At 67.2% G+C, this 18686-nt stretch carries 19 protein-coding genes; 8 read left to right on the forward strand and 11 right to left on the reverse strand.

Annotated features, from left to right (window positions below; translation table 11 throughout):
- Positions 1-66 precede the first annotated feature (66 nt).
- Complete coding sequence (locus ACXPWS_RS21645; RefSeq protein WP_458708617.1) at positions 67-762, forward strand: hypothetical protein; 696 nt, start codon at positions 67-69, stop codon at positions 760-762.
- Positions 763-778: 16 nt separating this feature from the next.
- Positions 779-1093, forward strand: a complete 315-nt coding sequence (locus ACXPWS_RS21650) for a PLD nuclease N-terminal domain-containing protein (RefSeq protein ID WP_458708618.1) — start codon at positions 779-781, stop codon at positions 1091-1093.
- Between the two features lie 10 nt (positions 1094-1103).
- Here the strand turns inward: ACXPWS_RS21650 and ACXPWS_RS21655 are convergent, their stop codons facing one another.
- The 8 genes from ACXPWS_RS21655 to ACXPWS_RS21690 all read right to left on the reverse strand — a co-directional run bounded on the left by ACXPWS_RS21655 (position 1104) and on the right by ACXPWS_RS21690 (position 9561).
- On the reverse strand, positions 1104-2276 hold the full coding sequence (locus ACXPWS_RS21655; RefSeq protein WP_458708619.1) for an acyl-CoA dehydrogenase family protein: 1173 nt from the start codon (positions 2274-2276) through the stop codon (positions 1104-1106).
- 2 nt (positions 2277-2278) lie between these two features.
- Positions 2279-3319, reverse strand: coding sequence for an acyl-CoA dehydrogenase family protein (locus ACXPWS_RS21660; protein ID WP_458708620.1), 1041 nt, complete (start codon positions 3317-3319; stop codon positions 2279-2281).
- On the reverse strand, positions 3319-4155 hold the full coding sequence (locus ACXPWS_RS21665; protein WP_458708621.1) for an amidohydrolase family protein: 837 nt from the start codon (positions 4153-4155) through the stop codon (positions 3319-3321). The genes ACXPWS_RS21660 and ACXPWS_RS21665 overlap by 1 nt, the downstream gene beginning before the upstream one ends.
- Positions 4152-5783 carry an acyl-CoA synthetase gene (locus ACXPWS_RS21670; protein ID WP_458708622.1) on the reverse strand — a complete coding sequence of 544 codons (1632 nt, stop codon included), beginning with the start codon at positions 5781-5783 and terminating at the stop codon, positions 4152-4154. Before ACXPWS_RS21670 ends, ACXPWS_RS21665 begins: the two co-directional genes overlap by 4 nt.
- Positions 5784-5791: 8 nt before the next feature.
- Entirely contained in the window at positions 5792-7039 is a 1248-nt protein-coding gene (locus tag ACXPWS_RS21675; RefSeq protein WP_458708623.1) for an amidohydrolase family protein, read from the reverse strand.
- 15 nt (positions 7040-7054) lie between these two features.
- On the reverse strand, positions 7055-7867 hold the full coding sequence (locus tag ACXPWS_RS21680; RefSeq protein ID WP_458708624.1) for an enoyl-CoA hydratase: 813 nt from the start codon (positions 7865-7867) through the stop codon (positions 7055-7057).
- A 106-nt stretch (positions 7868-7973) separates the two neighbouring features.
- On the reverse strand, positions 7974-8771 hold the full coding sequence (locus ACXPWS_RS21685) for an SDR family NAD(P)-dependent oxidoreductase (RefSeq protein ID WP_458708625.1): 798 nt from the start codon (positions 8769-8771) through the stop codon (positions 7974-7976).
- Between the two features lie 10 nt (positions 8772-8781).
- A complete protein-coding gene (locus ACXPWS_RS21690; protein ID WP_458708626.1) occupies positions 8782-9561 on the reverse strand; it encodes a crotonase/enoyl-CoA hydratase family protein in 780 nt (259 codons plus the stop codon).
- A 133-nt stretch (positions 9562-9694) separates the two neighbouring features.
- On the opposite strand from ACXPWS_RS21690, the gene ACXPWS_RS21695 reads away from it, so the two are divergent.
- Positions 9695-10432 (forward strand): TetR/AcrR family transcriptional regulator, encoded by a 738-nt coding sequence (locus tag ACXPWS_RS21695; protein ID WP_458708627.1) that lies wholly within the window; start codon positions 9695-9697, stop codon positions 10430-10432.
- 45 nt (positions 10433-10477) lie between these two features.
- On the opposite strand, the gene ACXPWS_RS21700 is transcribed toward ACXPWS_RS21695, so the two are convergent.
- The 3 genes from ACXPWS_RS21700 to ACXPWS_RS21710 form a co-directional block, all read right to left on the reverse strand.
- The gene (locus ACXPWS_RS21700; RefSeq protein ID WP_458708628.1) at positions 10478-11653 is read right to left on the reverse strand and encodes a thiolase family protein; all 1176 of its coding nucleotides are present in this window, start codon (positions 11651-11653) and stop codon (positions 10478-10480) included.
- A 72-nt stretch (positions 11654-11725) separates the two neighbouring features.
- Positions 11726-12604: an enoyl-CoA hydratase/isomerase family protein gene (locus ACXPWS_RS21705; protein ID WP_458708629.1), complete on the reverse strand. Its 879-nt coding sequence runs from the start codon at positions 12602-12604 to the stop codon at positions 11726-11728.
- Positions 12597-13343 (reverse strand): FadR/GntR family transcriptional regulator, encoded by a 747-nt coding sequence (locus ACXPWS_RS21710; RefSeq protein WP_458708630.1) that lies wholly within the window; start codon positions 13341-13343, stop codon positions 12597-12599. The genes ACXPWS_RS21705 and ACXPWS_RS21710 overlap by 8 nt, the downstream gene beginning before the upstream one ends.
- Positions 13344-13453: 110 nt before the next feature.
- On the opposite strand from ACXPWS_RS21710, the gene ACXPWS_RS21715 reads away from it, so the two are divergent.
- From ACXPWS_RS21715 to ACXPWS_RS21735, 5 genes are read left to right on the forward strand one after another with little or no spacing between them, the layout of a single operon-like run.
- Positions 13454-14233: an enoyl-CoA hydratase/isomerase family protein gene (locus tag ACXPWS_RS21715; RefSeq protein WP_458708631.1), complete on the forward strand. Its 780-nt coding sequence runs from the start codon at positions 13454-13456 to the stop codon at positions 14231-14233.
- A gap of 10 nt (positions 14234-14243) precedes the next feature.
- Entirely contained in the window at positions 14244-15047 is an 804-nt protein-coding gene (locus tag ACXPWS_RS21720; RefSeq protein WP_458708632.1) for an enoyl-CoA hydratase/isomerase family protein, read from the forward strand.
- Positions 15047-15826, forward strand: coding sequence for an enoyl-CoA hydratase/isomerase family protein (locus ACXPWS_RS21725; RefSeq protein ID WP_458708633.1), 780 nt, complete (start codon positions 15047-15049; stop codon positions 15824-15826). Before ACXPWS_RS21720 ends, ACXPWS_RS21725 begins: the two co-directional genes overlap by 1 nt.
- Positions 15826-17256, forward strand: a complete 1431-nt coding sequence (locus ACXPWS_RS21730; protein WP_458708634.1) for a class I adenylate-forming enzyme family protein — start codon at positions 15826-15828, stop codon at positions 17254-17256. The genes ACXPWS_RS21725 and ACXPWS_RS21730 overlap by 1 nt, the downstream gene beginning before the upstream one ends.
- Complete coding sequence (locus ACXPWS_RS21735) at positions 17240-18685, forward strand: class I adenylate-forming enzyme family protein (protein ID WP_458708635.1); 1446 nt, start codon at positions 17240-17242, stop codon at positions 18683-18685. The genes ACXPWS_RS21730 and ACXPWS_RS21735 overlap by 17 nt, the downstream gene beginning before the upstream one ends.
- The last annotated feature ends 1 nt before the right edge of the window (position 18686 follow it).

Raw genomic sequence — 18686 nt, forward strand, 5'->3', positions numbered from 1 at the left:
TCGTGACCAGCGTGATGCAGCGTCACGCGCCGACGCGGACGGGCGACCATGTCCCGGAGGAGTTTCGTGACGTCCCGACATATCGCCGCTCGACTGCCGGATATCGCGACACTGCGACGACGCTGCCAAGCCGTGGCGATGCTGGATGCGATCGTCTGCCCCCACACCTGGGACCACCGCCACCACCGCTACATCCGGAACTGGGCCGGCGGAGCCAGCTGCGCGCAATTGCGCAACGGCGCAGGCGACGACTGCGCCATCGTGTTCACCGTCGCCGGCGCCCTCATCCGCGGATTCGACCATGAGTCACCGATGACGCCATGGCGGACCGACCCGCCGCGACCCTGGCCCGGACTGGCCGACGCGGTGCCCGCCGCTTTCCGCGGGCTCCTCACCCAGCCCGCGTTCGCCGTGGACGGCGTCCTCGCGGCCACCTACCTGCTGTGGCGCGGGTTCGGCGACGCGGCCTGGCAGACCAGTCCGGTGAACATCGCCGGGCTTGGCGGGCTCCTCGATCCCGAAGGCGCGCACGAGTTCCTCGACCTGCTGCTGGACCCGACGCCGACGTTCTACCGCGATTTCGCCCGCTGGAATTTCGACATCACCCTAGACCCGGTGGCCGTGGCGCACATCTACAACCTGCAACCACTCGACGAAGAGGTGGTGCGTACGCTGAATCCGAGCATGGGCCTCGCCGATATCGCCGGTGACATCGCGGCCAGCGGGTACCCGCGCCGGGTTCGTGTTACCTCCGACGTCTGACCGAAGGATCTGCTGCGTGCCCTTCTTCTCCATGCTCTTCCTGGCGCTCCTGGTCGGCGCGATCGTCGACATCGCCGGCGCCGACGAACAGCGGATCCGCGGGCTGCCGCGCACGACGTGGATTCTGCTCGTGGTGCTGGTGCCGCTGGCCGGCTCGATCGCCTGGTTCATCGCCGGCCGTCCGGCTCGGCTACCGCGCGTGCTCGACACACCTGTTCGACCCGACCACGACGATCCGCAGGCCGAAGCGGAATTCCGAAGGCAATGCCGCGAACGAGCCGAACAACAACGTCGCGCCGCCGATCAGCAGCCCAGCGACGAGCCGGGTTGACCCGCCCGCATCACGACGCCTTCGGCCGCGCATAGCTGGGCTTGCCCAGCCCGAGCACATGCTGGGCGATCATGTTGCGGAACACCTCCAGTGTCCCGCCGTAGATACCCACCAGCGGCGCGAACCGGTACACGTACTCGCTGCGGTCGTCGAATCCGCCGTCGGTGCCGATCGGCAGTGCCGCCGCCGGTCCGGCGATATCCATCAAATCCGGTGCGACATCACGCATGGTCTGCGCCAGCGCGACCCGGCCGAAGATGCTCGACGCGGACACCGACGCCTCGATCCGGGCGATGCTGCGACCCAGCCGATATCCGACCGAACCGTCATCCTCACCCCGCGCACCCACCAGCGCCGCCACATTGTCGGCCGCCTCGACCATGAACCCGGCCTGGTGCATCATGATCGCCACGTCGGCCAGCCCGTCGTCGGCTGCGGCGACGGCGCCGTGTTCGGCGTCCAGCGGTTCGCGCACCACCGTCCAGCCGCCGTTGACCTCACCCATCCGGTACTTGTCGTCGACGCGGACGTCCGAGTAGTACACGATGTTGGTGCGGTCACCGTCGATGGTGCGGATGCCCTGGATCTCGATCCCGGGCAGATCCAGCGGCACCAGAAACATGGTGAGGCTCTTGTGTTTCGGCGCCTCCGGATCGGTGTTGGTGATCAGGAAGACGTACTTGCAGTTGTGTGCTCCGGTGGTGAACATCTTGGAGCCGTTGACAATCCATGTCGACCCATCCGAATCCCGCACCGCCCGGGTCTTGCAGGTCGCCACATCGGAGCCGCCCTCGGGTTCGGTGTACCCTAGGCACAATCGCACCGTGCCGTCGAACACGCCGCGCAGCACGTCGTCACGGATCTCGGGTGAGGCGAACTTCGCCACCGACCGGGCCACCATGGAGGTGGTCCCCCAGGTCACCCACGGCACTTCGGCGCGGCGCTTCTCCAACTCCCAGATCCGCCTGCGCACCCGGGTGAAACCGCCGTCGGCCTCGGTCTTCCATTCCTTTTCCAGGTAACCGGCCGTCGCCAACGCCAGGTGTACGCCCTCGTCGAAGTTGTCGCCGGTTTCGCGGTCACGCCGGATGACGTCCTCGGTGACCACCTCGGCGAGGAACTCACGCACCTCGGTGCGGAACGCTTCATCCTCGGCCGACAGTTCGACCCGTGAGAAATCCATGGTTATCCCTTCCTGCTCTCGCGAGCGGTGACCAGCGCCGCGATGCGCACCGCGGTGGCGGCCGGATCGCCGCCGGCCAAGGCCCAGCCGCGTGCTCGCACCAGGTATGCGGTCGCCGCGGCTTCGGCCGACACACCGAGTCCGCCCTGCACATGAACCGCCATGGTGGCAGCCTTTGCGGCCTCCTCGGCCATGAACACGAATGCCGACGGCGCCAGTTCGGGCCGTTCGGCGGGCTCGTTGTCCAGGAACCAGGCGGCGCGGCGCGCCAGCCCGCGCCCGCTCTGCACGGTGATGGCGATGTTGGCCAGCGGATGCGAAATGCCTTGCAGCGTACCGATCGGCACGCCCAGGGTGTAGCGGGTCTTGGCGAACTCGGCGGCGATGGTCATCGTCTCCTCGACCAGACCCACCAGCGCCGAGGCGGTCAGCAGCCGCCATTCATCAAGGGCGCGTTGGTATTCTGCCTCCGCGTCGGTGGCCAGCACCACCCTGCTGTCGGCGGCGGCCGGGTCCACCCAGGCCATCGGCAGCTTGCCGATGTTGTCCACCCGCGCAGGGCGACCGGCGAAACTCAGCGCCACGATATCGGCACCGTCACGGACGATCACCCGATCGGCGAGGGAACCCGCCGGAACCAGCCTGGCGCCGGCCGGCGCGACCTGCTGCGGGTCCAGAGCCACCAGGTGCGTGCCGTGCACCACGTCCTGCGAGTCCAGCACGCCCAACCGCGCGAGCAACCGGGCTGCCACCACATGGTCGATCCACGGTACCGGTGCCAGTGCCCGTCCGATCTCCTCGGCAACCAGGGTCAGGTCCACCAGGGTGGCGCCGTCACCGCCGACGGATTCGGGCAGCCCCATCGTGGTGGCGCCCATGGCGCACAACCGTTCCCACAGACTCTTGTCGAAGCCGGTCGGCTCTGCGGCACGCACCGTCTCGATATCGCAGTGGGTCTTGAAAAACTGCCGATAGGCGGTTTGCAGATCGACGTGGTCCTCGGTCAGGCTGTAGTCGAGCCTGCGCAGTTCGAACCGGTCCATCAGTTCTCCTCTCGGCTTTGGCCGAAGAAGAACTCTGCGGCGTTGTTGTACAGGTAGTTGTCCAGCACGTCGGCGGGCAGATCCAGCGCCAGCGCCTCCGGCACCACCCGCTGCATCCGCAGCACCGGGAAGTCGGATGCGAAGATGATCTTGTCTTTGCCGCGGGTGCGCATGTAGTGCAAGAGGCTGTCGGGCAGACGTTTCGGCGACCACGCCGACGTCATCAGCCGAAGGTTGCGGTATTTGATCAGCATCCGGATCGCGATGTCCCACCACGGGTCGGCACCGTGGATCATGCACAGCTTGAGTTCGGGGAACCGCACGCACACCCGGTCCAGATGAATGGGGTTCTGCACCTCACCGGGTATCGGCGGCCCGGGGATACCGGTGTTCACACACAGGGGCAGCTCCAGTTCAGCGCACTTGGTGTAGAGCGGATAATAGACGGCGTCGCTGGGCGGGTACTGCCCGTCGCCCCAGAAGCTGGGCCCCACAACGGCATACGCGACGGGAAGATCACCGGTGACCGCGGCCAGTTCGCGCAGCGATGGAATGGGCCGCAGCAGGTTCACCCCGCCCATCGCGAGTGCGAACCGGTCCGGGTGTGCGTCGGCGAACTTGCGCGCCGTCACCGACGGGGTGACCAATGAGTCCATCAGGATGGCGCGCTCGACCCCGTGGGCGTCCATCTCGTCGAGTAGTTCGGCCAGGTCTATCGGGTCATACATCGACGCCGGGCCCTTGAAATAGTCGTCGCGCACCTTCTTCATGAAGGTGGGCTGATTCGCGGTCTCGCCGAAATGCACGTTGGCCAGACAGTCGATCACACGCGTCATACCCGAACCTCTCCCGCCGCGACATCCTTGGCCCATCGGTAATCGGCCTTGCCGTTGCCGAGCCGTCGTATCTGCTCGACGACCAGCACGTCCTTGGGAATCTTGAACCGCGCCAACCGTGTCGCGCAGTGTTCGCGCAGACTGTCCGCGGACACCTCGGTGCGCAGAGTTTCCCCCGGTCGCTCCGCTCGCCCCAGCACCACGATGGCGACGATCTCTTCACCCCAGCGTTCGCTGGGCCGGCCCACCACGAGCGCATCGGTGACCTGCGGCGCCGCTCGCAGCACCTCCTCGACCTCTTCGACGAAGACCTTCTCGCCCCCGGTGTTGATCACCAGGGAGTCCCGGCCGTAGAGCCGAAGCGATCCGTCGGGCTCCAGTGCCGCGCGGTCACCGGAGATCACCACCCGCTCACCGTCGATGTCCGGGAAGGTCCTTGCGGTGGCGTCGGCATCGTTGAAGTAGCCAAGCGGGATTCGGCCGTTGCGGGCCACCCAGCCCACTTCGGACTCGCCCGGTGCCAGGAACCGGGAGTAATCCTCGGCGACCACCAATCCCCCGGTCCGCAACTGGAAGGTGTCGGCGGTGCGGGTCTCCCGTTGGGTGTGCCCGAAACCCATGTTGCCGGTCTCCGACGAACCGAATCCGTTGATGATGGTGATCTGGGGTATGTGTGCCAGCAGCGCGCGCTGGTGTTTCGGATTGGTGGCCGCGCCACCGGTGCCGATGGCGAACATCGAGGACAGGTCATAGGACCGTCGATCCAGTTCCTCCACCAGCGGTGCGGCGTACGCGTCGCCGACCATGGTCATCAGGCCGGCCTTCTCGCGTTCGGCGGTCTCCAGCACGATGCGCGGATCGAACGTCGCCTTGGTGTCATGCAGGATCACCGTCTGGCCGGACAACAGACCCGAGAACGCGGTCCACAATCCCGCCGCATGCATCAGCGGCGACACGGCGAACCAGGGCGGCCCGGCGTGGCTCACCTTGGCGTGGATCTCCGCGGCGGTGTCATGGTCGGCGCCGTTCATCGAGGACACGTAGATATCGCCTTGCCGCCACAGCACACCCTTGGGACGCCCGGTGGTGCCGCCGGTGCAGATCATCAACAGGTCATCAGGGGACGGCGCCGGCACGTGGCCCGAATCACCCTCGGCCAGCGCCTCTTCGAGTCGGACCGCGCCGGGCAGTTCCTCGCCCTCGCCGTCGTCGACCGAGATGAGCAGATCGGCGTGCAGCACCGAGGCGAACGTGGCCCCCAGTGAACGGTGATAGATCACCACCCGCGGTTGCAGGTAGGCCAACAGGTCGGCGACCTCGGCCGGCGAGTAGTGGTAGTTGACGTTGACCGGCACGGTGCGGGCCTTGAGGCAGCCGATGACCATCTCGGGATAAAGATCGTTGTGCATCAACAGGGCAACCCGGTCCTGGCCGCACTCCCAGCGCTGGAGCGCTGATCGTTCGGTGTGTGCCCCGAGCCCGTTGCGGGCCAGGAAGTTCGCCAGTCGGCGGGTCCGGTCCGCACCCTGGGCGAAAGTGGTGCGGCGGGCGCCGCACACCGTCATCTCCCGATCGGGCACCGCATCGGCAATGGCGTCGAGGACGGCGCCGATGGTCCACTCGGTCATCGCGGCGACTACGCCGAAACCAGCTTGCCGACACCGGGCGCGGTGCGCGCCGGGTCACCCAGAAGCTCCAAGGCGTTGTCGCGCATCACCTTTCGGGTATCTTCCGGGCTGAACTCGGGGAACTGCGGGATATCGGCGGTGAAGGTGGTCGGGTCGGCCAGCCCTTCCCCGTGCGGCCAGTCCGAGCCGAACAGGATCTTGTCGACGCCGATGGTGGCGGCCAGCAATTTGACGTCGTCCTCGTAATACGGTGCGATCCAGACGTTTCTGCGCAGCTGCTCCACCGGGTCCTCTTTGAAGTGATACGGCGCGTTGTTGGCCGCCTTCTTGAGCCGCTTGATCAGCCGGTAGACGAAGTAGGAACCGTTCTCGATGCTGGCCACTTTCAGTGTGGGATGCCGGGTGAAGACCTGGTGCACGATCATCGAGGCCATCGTGTCGTGGATCGCCCGGTCATCCATGATCACCATGTCCAGCGGATCGCGCTTTCCGAATCCCTTGAACACGCCGCTGCCACCCCACAGTGCCGGGACCGCCATGTAGCCGGAGTCGGAGAGATGGAAGACCACCGCGACGCCGGCCTCGGCCAGCCGTGCCCAGACCGGGTCGTGCGACGGGTCACCCAATGACCGCGGCTTGGCCACCCCGGGCACCGGGGCCGGGCGCACACACACCAGCTTGGCGCCCCTGCCGATGACGAACTCGACCTCCTCCACCGCCTTGACCGGGTCGGCCAAGGAGATGATCGGCGCCGACACGAACCGGCCGTCGGGCCGGTCGAATCCCCAGTCCTCGTCCAGCCACAAGTTGAAGGCGTGCACGGAGGCCATGGTGGCTTCGATGTCGTGCTTGAGCCCCTCCTCCACACCGCAGGCGAAAGTCGGCAGCATGAACACGGTTTCGAGGCGCTGGCGATCCAGCACTTTGCGCCGGGCCTCGCGGTTCTGGTACTCGGGATGGTCGGCCAACCGGTCGACCTTCATCAGCGACGCCGGGTCGACTCCGTCGGGGATCTCGCCGCGGAACAACAGGTCCAGACAGCCCGGCTCGATGATCGGGTCGAATGTCGGATTGGGGATGAAGTGGTTGACCGTCCCGCCCATCACCGCCAGGGTGCGTTTGCCGTCCTGCACCATCTGCACGCCGCGGCTGCGGAACTCCTTGGGCAGGTGCCGGGTGAACGCGTCGACCGGCTCGTAGTAATGGTTGTCGACGTCCACGGCCAGGTACGGCAGACGTTCTGCGTTGGCGCTCATGGTCATTCCTTCCGGTCAGGCAAGGGGCGGGAAGTTGGGGGGCCGTTTCTCGAAGAAGGCGGTGATGCCCTCGATGAGGTCCGGGCGGACCATCGATTGGTGCATCAACGCCTCCGCCCGGGTGCTGACGTCGACCACCTCGCCGGTGGCATCGCCGTACAGCTGGGCCTTGATCACCGCCATGGATGCCGGTGAGCAGTTACGGGCCAGGTCCTCGGCGTACTCCAGCGCATGCTTGCGCAGATCTTCGGGCGCCACAACCTCTTTCACCAGGCCCAGCATCTGGGCTTCCTCGGCGTAGAAGGTGCGCCCGGACAGCAGCAGATCGGCCGCGGCTCCCCAGCCGGCCAACCGCGGCAGGATCCAGGTGATGCCGTACTCCCCGATCAGCCCGCGCCGCGGGAACGCGGTGGCGAACTTGGCACCCGCCGCCGCGAAGCGCACGTCGCACATCAAGGCGTGCGTGAGTCCGATCCCGACGCAGGCGCCGTTGATGGCGGCCACGACGGGCTTGCGCAGGGTGGTGAGAAAGTGCGGGTGCCGTTCGCCGACGATCTTGCTGACATCGGTGTCGCCGTCGATCGATGCGCCCAGATCCTGCATGTCGCCCATGTACGCGCCGGCGCAGAAACCCCGGCCGGTGCCGGTCAACACGACCACCCGAACGTCCGGATCGGCCTCGGCGCGGTCGAAATTCGCGTACACCCCGGCGGAGATGTCCGAACCCCACGAGTTGAGCCGTTCGGGCCGGTTCAAGGTGATCACGGCCACGCCGGCATCGGTGACCTCGTACAGCACCGCACGGGCGGGTGACGTCTCGGTGGCCATAGATACTGTATACCTTTCGGTAGTACATTCCGCAAGCTCCGACAGTGCCTGCTACCAGCGGAAAACCGCCTGCCGCAGCCGGTTCGCACCGCGTCGGCAATTGCGGTCAGATGTAGTCGCTGCCGCCGTCGACATTGATGTTCGCGCCGGTCATGTAGGAATTGCGCTTGGAGGCCAGAAAGGCTGCCACCGGACCGATCTCCTCGGGCAGGCCCGCCCGCGGCAAGTGCGCCGGATGGCCGAAATGCTCGCCGATGGCCGACATCAGGGCGTAGGGATCATCACCGTCGACACCCACCGAGTCGGCCCAGCCGAGCAACGCCTCCGACGAAATGCTGCCAGGGGAAACCACATTGACCATGATCTCGTCCTTGGCCAGCAGCAGCGACAGGTTCTTCGACACGCTGTTCACCGCCGCCTTGGCCGCGGTGTACGCCGGCAGCCGGGTGCTCTGCCGTTGCGTCGAGTGCGCGGAGAAGTTCACCACTCTGGCCCACTCGGCATTACGCAGCAGTGGCAGCGCGGCCCGCACGCAGCGCACCATGCCCAGCACGCCGTCGTCGAATGCGGCCTGCCACTGCTCGTCACCGAGCTGCTCGAAATCGCCTGCGGCGCTGGGGCCCACGGTGTTGATCAGGACATTGAGCCGCTCGCCCCAGCGTTCTCCGACCACGGCGAACACCCGCCGCACCTGCTCGTCATCGCCGGTGTCGGCGGCGATCCCGAACGCATCCGGGCTGCCCCGTCGGGTCAGGTCCGCCGCGGCGGCGTCGAGGACCTCCTGGGACCGGCCGACGACGGCGATTCTGGCGCCGTCTTCGGCCAGACACCGGGCGGTGGCCAAACCCATTCCGCGGCCGCCGCCGACGACCACGGCGGTCGCGCCGTCGAGTCCCAGGTCCATCGCCGGAAGCTCAGGTTCCGGTCCAGTTCGGGGCCCGCTTCTCGGCGAAGGCCGTAGCACCCTCGATGGCGTCCTTGGAGGTGAACACCGGGGTGATCAGTTCGTTTTGCTTCTGCCACATCTCCCTACGGCTCCACTCGGCCGACTTGACGATGATCTCCTTGGTGACCGCGACCGCGAGCGGGCCATTGGCGGTGATCTTCTCCGCGAGTTCGAGCGCACCGGCAAGCGCTTCACCGGGCTCGGTCAGCTTGTTCACGAAACCCCATCCGGCGGCTTCCTCAGCGGTGAAGGTCTCCCCGGTCAGGGCGAGTTCGAGGGCCTTCTGGTACGGGATGCGGTGCGGCAGGCGCAGCAGGCCGCCGCCGGCGGCAACCAGGCCCCGCTTGACCTCGGGGATGCCGAACTTCGCGGTGCGCGATGCCACCACCAGATCGGTGGCCAGCACCATCTCCGTGCCGCCGGCCAGGGCGTAGCCCTCGACCGCGGCAATCACCGGTTTGCGCGGCGGCTGCTCGGTGAAACCGATCCCGCGGCCGGGCACATACGGCAGCTCACCGGCGGCGAACGCCTTGAGATCCATTCCGGCACTGAAGTTTCCACCAGCACCGGTGAGGATGGCCACCGACAGGTCGGCACTGTCGTCGAGCTCGTCCATCGCCGCCGCCAGGCCTTGGGCCACCGGCAGATTGAAGGCGTTGCGCGCCTCGGGCCGGTTGATGGTGATGACCAGGGTGCGCCCCTGTCGTTCGGTGATGATCTCGTCCGCCACGCTCGTCCCTCGCTCCATCGCCGTTGAGTGGTACCGGAAAAACGTACTATAGCCATTACGGTAACTGGGCCGGAAGTGCGCGGAACCCGCACCACGGTATGCCTACCGGTAAGCTTATCGGTCTCCCACCACACGCTGTGGCTGGAAAGGGATGGAGGTGTCTGCGGTGGCAAAGCAACCGGTGGCCGAAAAGCGGCAACGACGGGAGCGCGGTTCCATCAATCCGGACGACATCATCAAGGGTGCCTTCGAACTCGCCGAGCAGGTCGGAATCGACAATCTGAGCATGCCGTTGCTGGGCAAGCATCTCGGTGTCGGCGTGACCAGCATCTACTGGTACTTCCGCAAGAAGGACGACCTGCTCAACGCGATGACCGACCGGGCGCTGAGCGAATACGTCTTCGCGACGCCGTATGTGGAAGCCAAGGACTGGCGCGAGACGCTGCGCAATCATGCGCGCACCATGCGAAAGACGTTCGTGGGCAACCCGATTCTGTGTGACCTGATCCTGATCAGGGCCGCCCTCAGCCCGCGTGCGGCCAAGCTGGGCGTGCTGGAGATGGAGAAGGCGATCTCCGGATTGGTCGAGGCAGGCCTCAGCGCGGAAGAGGCGTTCGACACCTACTCCGCGGTGACCCTGCATGTCCGCGGATCCGTGGTCCTGCAGCGGCTGGCCGAGAAGAACCGGCAGACCGATGAGGACGGACCGGGCGCCTTCGACCAGACGCTGATCATCGATCCCGAGGTGGCACCGTTGCTGGCCCAGGTCACCGGCGCGGGCCATAGTTTCGGCGCCTCGGATGAGGGCAACTTCGAATACGGTCTGACCTGCATCCTCGATCACGCCGCCACCAAGATCAGCCCGCCGAAGGCCAAACGCCGAACGTGAACCCTTGTGCGGCACCGCACACGAGCCCACGTTCGGCGCAGGGCACTACACCTCGATGACGACTGCCCCGCCCTGACCGCCGCCCGCGCACATCGCGGCCACGCCGATGCCACCGCCACGGCGCTGCAGTTCGTAGATCAGGGTCGTGACCATCCGGGCGCCGGATGCCGCGATGGGGTGGCCGAGGCTGCAGCCGCTACCGGAGAAGTTCACCAGTTCCTCGTCGAGGCCGTATTCGCGCACCGCCGCCACGGGTACCGAGGCGAACGCCTCATTGATCTCCCACAGCGTCACGTCGGAGGGTTTGAGGCCGGCACGGTCGAGGACCTTGCCGATCACCTTGACGCCGCCCAGTCCGGTGTCCTTGGCGGGCACGCCGACCGAGCCCCAGGCCCGCACCGTGGCGAGCACATTGAGGTTCTCCGCGGCCGCGTAGTCGTCGGCGACCAACGCGACAGCAGCGGCAGCATCATTGGTGCCACTGCTGTTGCCCGCGGTGATGGAGAATCCTTCGATCTCCGGGTGCAGGACCTTGAGGCCGGCGAGCTTCTCCACGGTGGTGTCCCGGCGCGGATGCTCGTCGACACTGAACTCGATGACCGATCCGTCGAGCTGGGTCACCTTCAGCGGCACGATCTCGTCGAGGAATTTGCCGGCATCCTGCGCCGCGACCGCACGCTGATGGGAGCGCGCCGCCCAGGCGTCCAGGTCCTCGCGGGTCAAGCCGTAGGCCTGCGCGGTGTTCCACCCCACGGTGATGGACATGTCGCGGGAGGGTGCGTCCGGGGCTTCGGGGTGGATGGGCGGCAGCCAGCGCTCCTCGAACTTCAGCTCCGGGCCGGGAATGCGCTGGCTCATCAGCGGCGTCATCGACAGCGACTGCACGCCGCCGGCGATCAGTGAACGCTCCATCCCGGAGCCGATCTGGGCCGCCGCGTTGCCGATCGCGGTCAGGCTGCCCGCGCAGTGCCGGTTCACCGCCTGGCCGGGCGCATTCTCGAAGCCCGACACCAGTGCGACGTACCGCGCCAGGTCACCGCCGCCGTAATGCGACTCGGCGATGATGATGTCGTCGATGACCGCCGGATCGATGCCTGCGCGCCGAACCACTTCGGGCAGGACGGCGCCGAGCAGCGCCTCCGGGGGCGTGTTGACCAGCGTCCCTTTGAAGGACCGGCCGATGGCGGTGCGAGCGGCACCGACGATAACGGGTGAGGGCATTTTTCCGCCTTTACGATATCCAGTGATTATGTAAACGTAGCACCTACTGTAGATGCCTCGTTGTGAGGTTGGCTACTGCGGTTCCGGCACGTGGAAATGCTCGTCACGCAGCCGGAACGCCTCCTTGGTCCCGTGCTGGGCACGGGTCTTGACGAAGTTGAACTCCCCCGGCGAGAACTGCAGGTTGGTGCCGTAGGCATGGAACATGTAGCTGGCGACCTCTTCGCCCGCATACGCCTGGCTCTGCTCGACCCACCGGAACGCCTCTTTGGCGATGACGACGCCATCGGCCGGCATCTTGGCGGCCTTCTGCGCCCAGTACCGCGCCCTGGCCGCGACCTTGCCGGCATCGCAGGTGTCGGTGAAGATCCCGAGGTGCTCGAGGGTGCCGGCTTCGACGATGTCGCCGGTGAGCAGCATGCGGCGCGCCAGCACCGGGCCCAGCCGGTGGAAAAACATGTGCAGGCTACCCAGCGCGGGACCCAGGAAGCGGGTGGCGGGCATCCCGATCTTGGTGTCGCGGGCGATGACGGAGATATCGGTCATCAGCGCCATCTCGAAACCACCGCCGAGGGCGTAGCCGCTGATCTCGCCGACCGTGACCTTCGGGAAGCCGAGGAAGTTGTGATAGAAGTCGAACGACTTGCGATCGACGGTGAGCCGGCGACGCTGGCTGGGACGGGACTTCTTGGTCGGCGCGTCGATCTCACCCTCCTTGTGCCCATACCAGCCGTACGCGTTGTTCATATCCGCGCCGGTGCTGAAAACCCCCTCGGCGCCGCGCAGCAGCACCACGGTGAGGTCGTCATCCTCGGCCACGATGTCCAGATACCGGGCGATCTCGTCTCGCATCGCGGCGTCATAGGAGTTGCGTTGGGTGGGGTTGTTGAAAGTGATGGTGGCGATGCGGTGATCGGCGTCCACCTCGAACAGCACCCGGTCGTCAGTCATGCGAAATCAGCCTCGCTTCAATCGTTTTGTCGGCTCTCGCGGCGAGCGTGGACCGCCGCGCCGCGGTGAGGTGGTCGGCGGCGACCTTGGTGGCCCGGGCCACGTTGCCGTCGGCGATGGCGTCGAGCAGGCGCTGATGACCTCGCAGCGCCGCCCGCATGGTCTCGTGATTCATGTCGTCGCCCCACACCCGCGATTCGTGCGAGGACCAGATCAGCTCCAGCGATCCGATCAGCAGGATCATCGGCTCGTTACCGCACCGCGCCACCAGCACCTCGTGGAACCGGCGAGCGTTCGGCACGTACCTGGCGGAATCATCGAATTGCGCGGTCTGGGTATCGATTTCGGCCCGCAAGTACGGCACCACCTCGGTCGCCCGGTCGGTGCGCGCCGCGCACATCCCGGCGCAGATCGGCTCGAGATGCAACAGCGCGCCGCTGACATCGGCAGGTGTGGCCGCGCGGGTCTGCAACACCATGCCGATCATGTGCGCGGTCCGTTCGGCAGAGGGCATCTGCACCACCGCACCACCGACGTTGCCGCGCCGTACCTTGATGAGTCCGTCGGTCTCCAGTAGATGGATGGCCTCACGAAGCGCGGGTGGTCCGACGCCGAATTGCTGGAACAGGCCCTCCTGGGTCGGCAGGATGTCGCCCTCGCGCAGCCGACCGGACAGGATGTCGTCGCGCAGCTTGGACGCCACGATCTCGGCGACCCTGGGCTGGCGTATCCGCGGCACCCGATTTCTCCTGTTCCCCCGGCGGGGTTTCCTTGCTAACTTATACAAGATAGTAACCGCATCACCTACTGTATGGTCAACTGTATGCATTTGGAGAGGCCGGATCCCAGGTGATCACCACGTCCCGCGACGAGGCGGTCCTGCGCATCACGCTGGACCGTCCGGATCGACGTAATTCGCTGAGCCACAGCATGATCGATGATCTGGTTGGCATTCTCGGTGCCGCCGCGTACGACGATTCGCTGCGGGCGATCGCGCTGACCGGGGCCGGCACCGACTTCTGCGCCGGCGCCGACTGGGTCGCCACCAACGAGGGCCGCCGCCCGCGCACCGGCGATCTGGTCCGCCGCGTGCCGCACACCGCCAACCGCCTCGTCGAACTCATCGCCACCATCCAGCTGCCGGTGGTGTGCACCGTGCGCGGCTGGGCCGTCGGGTTGGGGGCCAATCTGGCGCTGGCCGCGGACTTCACCATCGCCGACACCGCCGCCACCTTCTGGGAACCTTTCATCGAACGCGGGTTCAGCCCCGACTCCGGCGCCACCTGGCTACTCCCCCGGCTGGCCGGCGTCGCCCGCGCCAAGCGCATGCTGCTGCTCGGCGAGAAGGTCAGCGGCACCGACGCCTGCGACTGGGGGCTGATCCATGCCGCCGTCCCGTCCGGTGAGCTCGATGCCGCCACCGACACCCTGGTACGGCGGCTGGCCGCTGGACCCACCGTGGCGATCGGGCTGGCCAAAGCGGCCATCGCTCACGGCCAGCACGCCACCTTGGCCCAATCCCTGAACCACGAACTATCCAGTCTCGAACTGTCCTGCCGCACCGCGGATTTCAAGGAGGGACTCGCGGCGTTCCGGGAACGTCGCGATCCCGACTACACGGGCAGGTGAAAGGTAATCCATGAGCTACGACACCATCGGCTACCAGGTGGACGGCCACACCGCGACCATCACCCTGAACCGGCCGGACGCCCTCAATGCGCTGTCCCCGCACATGATCACCGAACTGCGGGCCGCCTATGACGAGGCCGAGAACGACGACAACATCTGGCTGATGATCGTCACCGGCAACGGACGGGCATTCTGCACCGGGGCCGACGTGTCGGAGATCCCCGGCGACGGCAAGGTGCTCAACGAGCGGCCCTACCTGTCCACCTACGAGCAGTGGGAGGCGCCCCAGGAGGGCACCCCGCCGTTCCGCCGGATGGCCAAGCCGGTACTCGCCGCGATCAACGGAATCTGTTGCGGGGCCGGACTGGACTGGGTGACCACGGGTGACATCGTGATCGCCTCGGACCGGGCGACCTTCTTCGATCCGCACGTCAGCATCGGCCTGGTGGCGGCCCGCGAGATGGTGCGGCTGGCGCGCGCGCTGCCGCGGTCGGTGGCGTTACGAATGGCGTTGATGGGAAAGCACGAACGGATGACGGTGCAGCGCGCCTACGATCTCGGGCTGGTCACCGAGATCGTCGAACATGCCAAGCTGCTGGAACGCGCCCACGAGATCGCCGACACGGTGAATCTCAATGCGCCGCTGGCCGTTCGCGGCACCCGGCTGGCCATCCACAAGACGCTGGATCTCCCGCTGCACGAGGGTGAGATCCTGGCCGAGACGTTCCGCGAGCGCGTGACCCGCACCGAGGACGCGCTCGAGGGTCCGCGGGCGTTCATGGAGAAGCGCAAGCCGAACTGGCAGGGCCGCTAATGTCCTACCAAACCATCCTGCTCGACCTGGACCACCAGTCCCACGTCGCCACCATCACACTCAACCGGCCCGAGGCGCTCAATTCGTTCACCCGGACCATGTGCCAGGAGATGCGCGACGCGTGGCACACCGTCAAGGGCGACGAGGCCATCAACGCCGTCGTCCTGCGCGCCGCAGGCGATCGTGCCTTCAGCGCCGGACTGGACGTGAAGTCCAGCTACGGGCAACCCGGGATCGTCTGGAATCACGAGGATCCCGGCGAGCTGCTCAGCCCGAAATGGCAGAAGATGTGGAAGCCGGTGGTCTGCGCGGTGCAGGGCATGTGCACCGCGGGAGCGCTGTACTTCGTCAACGAATCCGATGTGGTGATCTGCTCGCCAGAGGCGACGTTCTTCGACTCACATGTGAGCGCCGGCCTGGTGTCCGCGCTCGAACCCGTCGGGCTGATGCGCCGGGTCGGCCTGGGTGACACCCTGCGGATGGCGTTGATGGGCAACGACGAACGGGTCGGCGCCGAAACGGCGCTGCGGATCGGGCTGGTCACCGAGGTGGTGACGCGCAACGACCTGTGGGCCCGCGCCCACGAGATCGCCGCGACCATCGCGGCCAAACCACCGACCGCCACCCAGGGCACCGTGAAGGCCATCTGGGAGTCGCTGGACAAGCCCTATCGCGCGGCGATGGATCACGGCCTGATCTACACCCGGCTCGGCAATCCGATTGCCAAGGCCGAACTCGCCGAACGCCCGATCGTCAAGATCGCACCGCGGATCCGCTGATGCCCCATCCACTTTCCCGCCGTATCGGCGAGGTCCTGGACCTCGACCCACAAGCCAGGGCAATCCAGTACGACGGCCGGTGGTCCACCTGGGGCCAGCTCGGCACCGCGGCCCGCCGGATCGGCGCGCTCACGGGTGCCTGCCGAGTCGGGGTGCTGCTTCGCAACACACCAGTGCATGTGGCGGCCCTGCTGGGCGTGCTGGAGGCCGGTGGCACCGTCGTGGTGATCAATCCGGCTCGCGGCGACGAGCGGACCCGCGCCGATATCGCCGCGCTGGCCCTGCCGGTCATCGTCGGGCACGCCGACGACATCGCCAAGTTCGTCACCACGGCGCCGGGCACCATGCTGGTCACCATCGCCGGCCTGGGCCGCGAACCGATCACGACCGGTGAACCCGCTGCCGATGCTCCCCGCCCCGGGGTGGCGGTGTGGATGCTGACCAGCGGGACCACCGGACCGCCCAAGCGGGTCGACCTCACCTACGACATGCTGGCCCGCAGCGTGATGGGCCGCGATCCCGAGAACTCGCCCGCTCCAACCCGACTGCGCACCGGCGTGGCGATCGTCAACTCACCGCTGGTCCACGTCGGCGGGGTGTTCCGGGTGCTGCTGTGTCTCACCGAAGCCCGCACGTTCGTGCTGCTACCGAAGTTCGAACTGGCCCGCTGGGCCGACGCGGTCCGCGAACATCGCCCGCGTGCCGTGTCCCTGGTACCGGCCGCCCTGCGTACGGTGCTGCATTCGGACCTCACCGCCGCCGATCTCGCCGGTATCCGCGCAGTCACTTCCGGGACGGCGGCGCTGTCCGCCGATGACGCCGACGCGTTCACCGAGAAGTTCGGCATCCCCGTGCTGACGTCCTACGCCGCCACCGAGTTCGGTGGCGGGGTGGCCGGCTGGACGCTGGCCGATCACCAGCAGTACTGGCAAACCAAGCGCGGCAGCGTGGGACGGGCCAATCCGGGCGCCCGGCTGCGGGTGGTCGACGAGGACGGCCGGCCACTGGGCCCCGACGAACAAGGCCTGCTGGAAGTCATTCCGGCGCAGATGGACACCGCGGGCTGGTTGCGCACCACCGACCTGGCGCGCATCGACGCCGACGGGTTCCTGTGGATTCTGGGCCGGGCCGACCAGGCCATCATCCGCGGCGGGTTCAAAGTGATGCCCGACGATGTCCGCGCCGCGCTGGAAGCCCATCCCGCCGTACGGGGCGCCGCGGTGATCGGCCGTCCCGATGAGCGACTCGGCGAAACGCCGGTGGCGATGGTCGAGCTGCGCGGCCCGGCCACCGAGACCGAACTGGCCGAATTCCTGGCCACCCGGCTGGCCCGCTACGAGATCCCGACCGATATCGCCATCGTCGAGGTGATTCCGCGTACCCCGTCCGGCAAGGCCGATCTCGGTGCCGTCCGTGCACATTTCGCCTGACTCACTGGTAGACCTGGTCCGCCGACGCGCGGACCACCCCCTGCTGATCTGCGATGACGAACGGCTCAGCTACCCCGAGGCCGAGCGGCGTTCGGCCACGGTGGCGGGCGGACTCATCGCCCTCGGTGCCCGAAAGGGCACCCATATCGGGCTGCTCTACCCCAACGGCGCCCAATTCGTGGTGGCGATGCTGGCCGCGGCGCGGATCGGCGCGGTGGTGGTGCCGTTCTCCACTTTCCTCACCACCACCGAACTGCACATCCAGCTGGCCGACAGCGACACCGAAATCCTGCTGTCGGCAACCAACTTCCGCAATCACGACTACGTGCGGCGGCTGACCGGCATCGAGACACCGGCGCTGCGGCACGTGCTCTTCGAGATGCCGACCTCCGACGCCGCGGACCTGACGTATCTGGAAGACGAGGTGGATGCCGGCGATCCGCTGGCCATCGTCTACACCTCCGGCTCGACCGGACCACCCAAAGGTGCGGTGCACACCCACCATTCGCTGTTGGCCCATCAGCGCAACCTCAACGCGATCCGCGGGCTGGCCGCCTCCGACCGGCTGTACTGCAATTCACCGTTCTTCTGGATCGGCGGGTTCGCATTCGGCCTGCTGGCCACGCTCGCCGCAGGCGCCACCCTGATCTGCTCCAATGCCACCGACCCGGCCGCCGTCCTGGACCTGCTGGAGGCCGAGCGGCCCACCGTGACCAACGGGTTCGCCGCGGGCGTGGCACATCTGGCGCGTCATCCCAGCTATGCCCGGCGTCGCTTCACCGCCCGCCGCGGCAACCTCTACCCCATCATGGCGCCCGACACCCGGCCCAGAGATCCGGAACTGCGGCACAACATGCTGGGGATGACCGAGGCGGGCAGCGTGCTGCTGATCGATGGCGACGAGAGCGATCAGCCGGAGTGCCGCCGAGGGTCCTACGGGCGGCCGGCCCCGGGCTTCGAGACCAGGGTGCTCGAAACCGGTGAACTGTGTATCCGGGGGCCGTACCTCATGCAGCGTTACCACGGGCGCAGCCGCCAGGAGTGTTTCGATGCCGACGGCTGGTTCCACACCGGCGATATCGTCCGGGTCGACGACGACGGGTACTTCTACTTCCTGGGCCGGGCCGGTGCGATGATCAAGACGGCCGGCGCCAACGTGACTCCCGGCGAGGTGGAGAAGGCGCTGGCCGCACTGGGATGCACCGCCCACGTGGTGGGCGTGCCGGACGCCGAGCGGGGTGAGGTGGTCGCCGCCGTCATCGTCACCGACGACGATATCGACGTCGACGGGATCCGGGCCGCCCTGCGGGGCACGTTGTCGGCGTACAAGATCCCGCGCATCTTCACCACATGCGGCGCTGGTGCGGTGCCGATGCTCGCCAGCGGCAAGGTCGACCTGGGCGGGCTGCGCACGCTGTTCGGTGCCTGAC

It is taken from the genome of Mycobacterium sp. BMJ-28 (genome assembly GCF_054404835.1).

Coding starts and splice junctions, on each gene's coding strand:
- ACXPWS_RS21655 (WP_458708619.1), bottom strand. CDS start 2,276: ATGGATTTCTCACGGGTCGAACTGTCGGCCGAGGATGAAGCGTTCCGC.
- ACXPWS_RS21660 (WP_458708620.1), bottom strand. CDS start 3,319: ATGGACCGGTTCGAACTGCGCAGGCTCGACTACAGCCTGACCGAGGAC.
- ACXPWS_RS21665 (WP_458708621.1), bottom strand. CDS start 4,155: ATGACGCGTGTGATCGACTGTCTGGCCAACGTGCATTTCGGCGAGACC.
- ACXPWS_RS21670 (WP_458708622.1), bottom strand. CDS start 5,783: ATGACCGAGTGGACCATCGGCGCCGTCCTCGACGCCATTGCCGATGCG.
- ACXPWS_RS21675 (WP_458708623.1), bottom strand. CDS start 7,039: ATGAGCGCCAACGCAGAACGTCTGCCGTACCTGGCCGTGGACGTCGAC.
- ACXPWS_RS21680 (WP_458708624.1), bottom strand. CDS start 7,867: ATGGCCACCGAGACGTCACCCGCCCGTGCGGTGCTGTACGAGGTCACC.
- ACXPWS_RS21685 (WP_458708625.1), bottom strand. CDS start 8,771: ATGGACCTGGGACTCGACGGCGCGACCGCCGTGGTCGTCGGCGGCGGC.
- ACXPWS_RS21690 (WP_458708626.1), bottom strand. CDS start 9,561: ATGGAGCGAGGGACGAGCGTGGCGGACGAGATCATCACCGAACGACAG.
- ACXPWS_RS21695 (WP_458708627.1), top strand. CDS start 9,695: ATGGAGGTGTCTGCGGTGGCAAAGCAACCGGTGGCCGAAAAGCGGCAA.
- ACXPWS_RS21700 (WP_458708628.1), bottom strand. CDS start 11,653: ATGCCCTCACCCGTTATCGTCGGTGCCGCTCGCACCGCCATCGGCCGG.
- ACXPWS_RS21705 (WP_458708629.1), bottom strand. CDS start 12,604: ATGACTGACGACCGGGTGCTGTTCGAGGTGGACGCCGATCACCGCATC.
- ACXPWS_RS21720 (WP_458708632.1), top strand. CDS start 14,244: ATGAGCTACGACACCATCGGCTACCAGGTGGACGGCCACACCGCGACC.
- ACXPWS_RS21725 (WP_458708633.1), top strand. CDS start 15,047: ATGTCCTACCAAACCATCCTGCTCGACCTGGACCACCAGTCCCACGTC.
- ACXPWS_RS21730 (WP_458708634.1), top strand. CDS start 15,826: ATGCCCCATCCACTTTCCCGCCGTATCGGCGAGGTCCTGGACCTCGAC.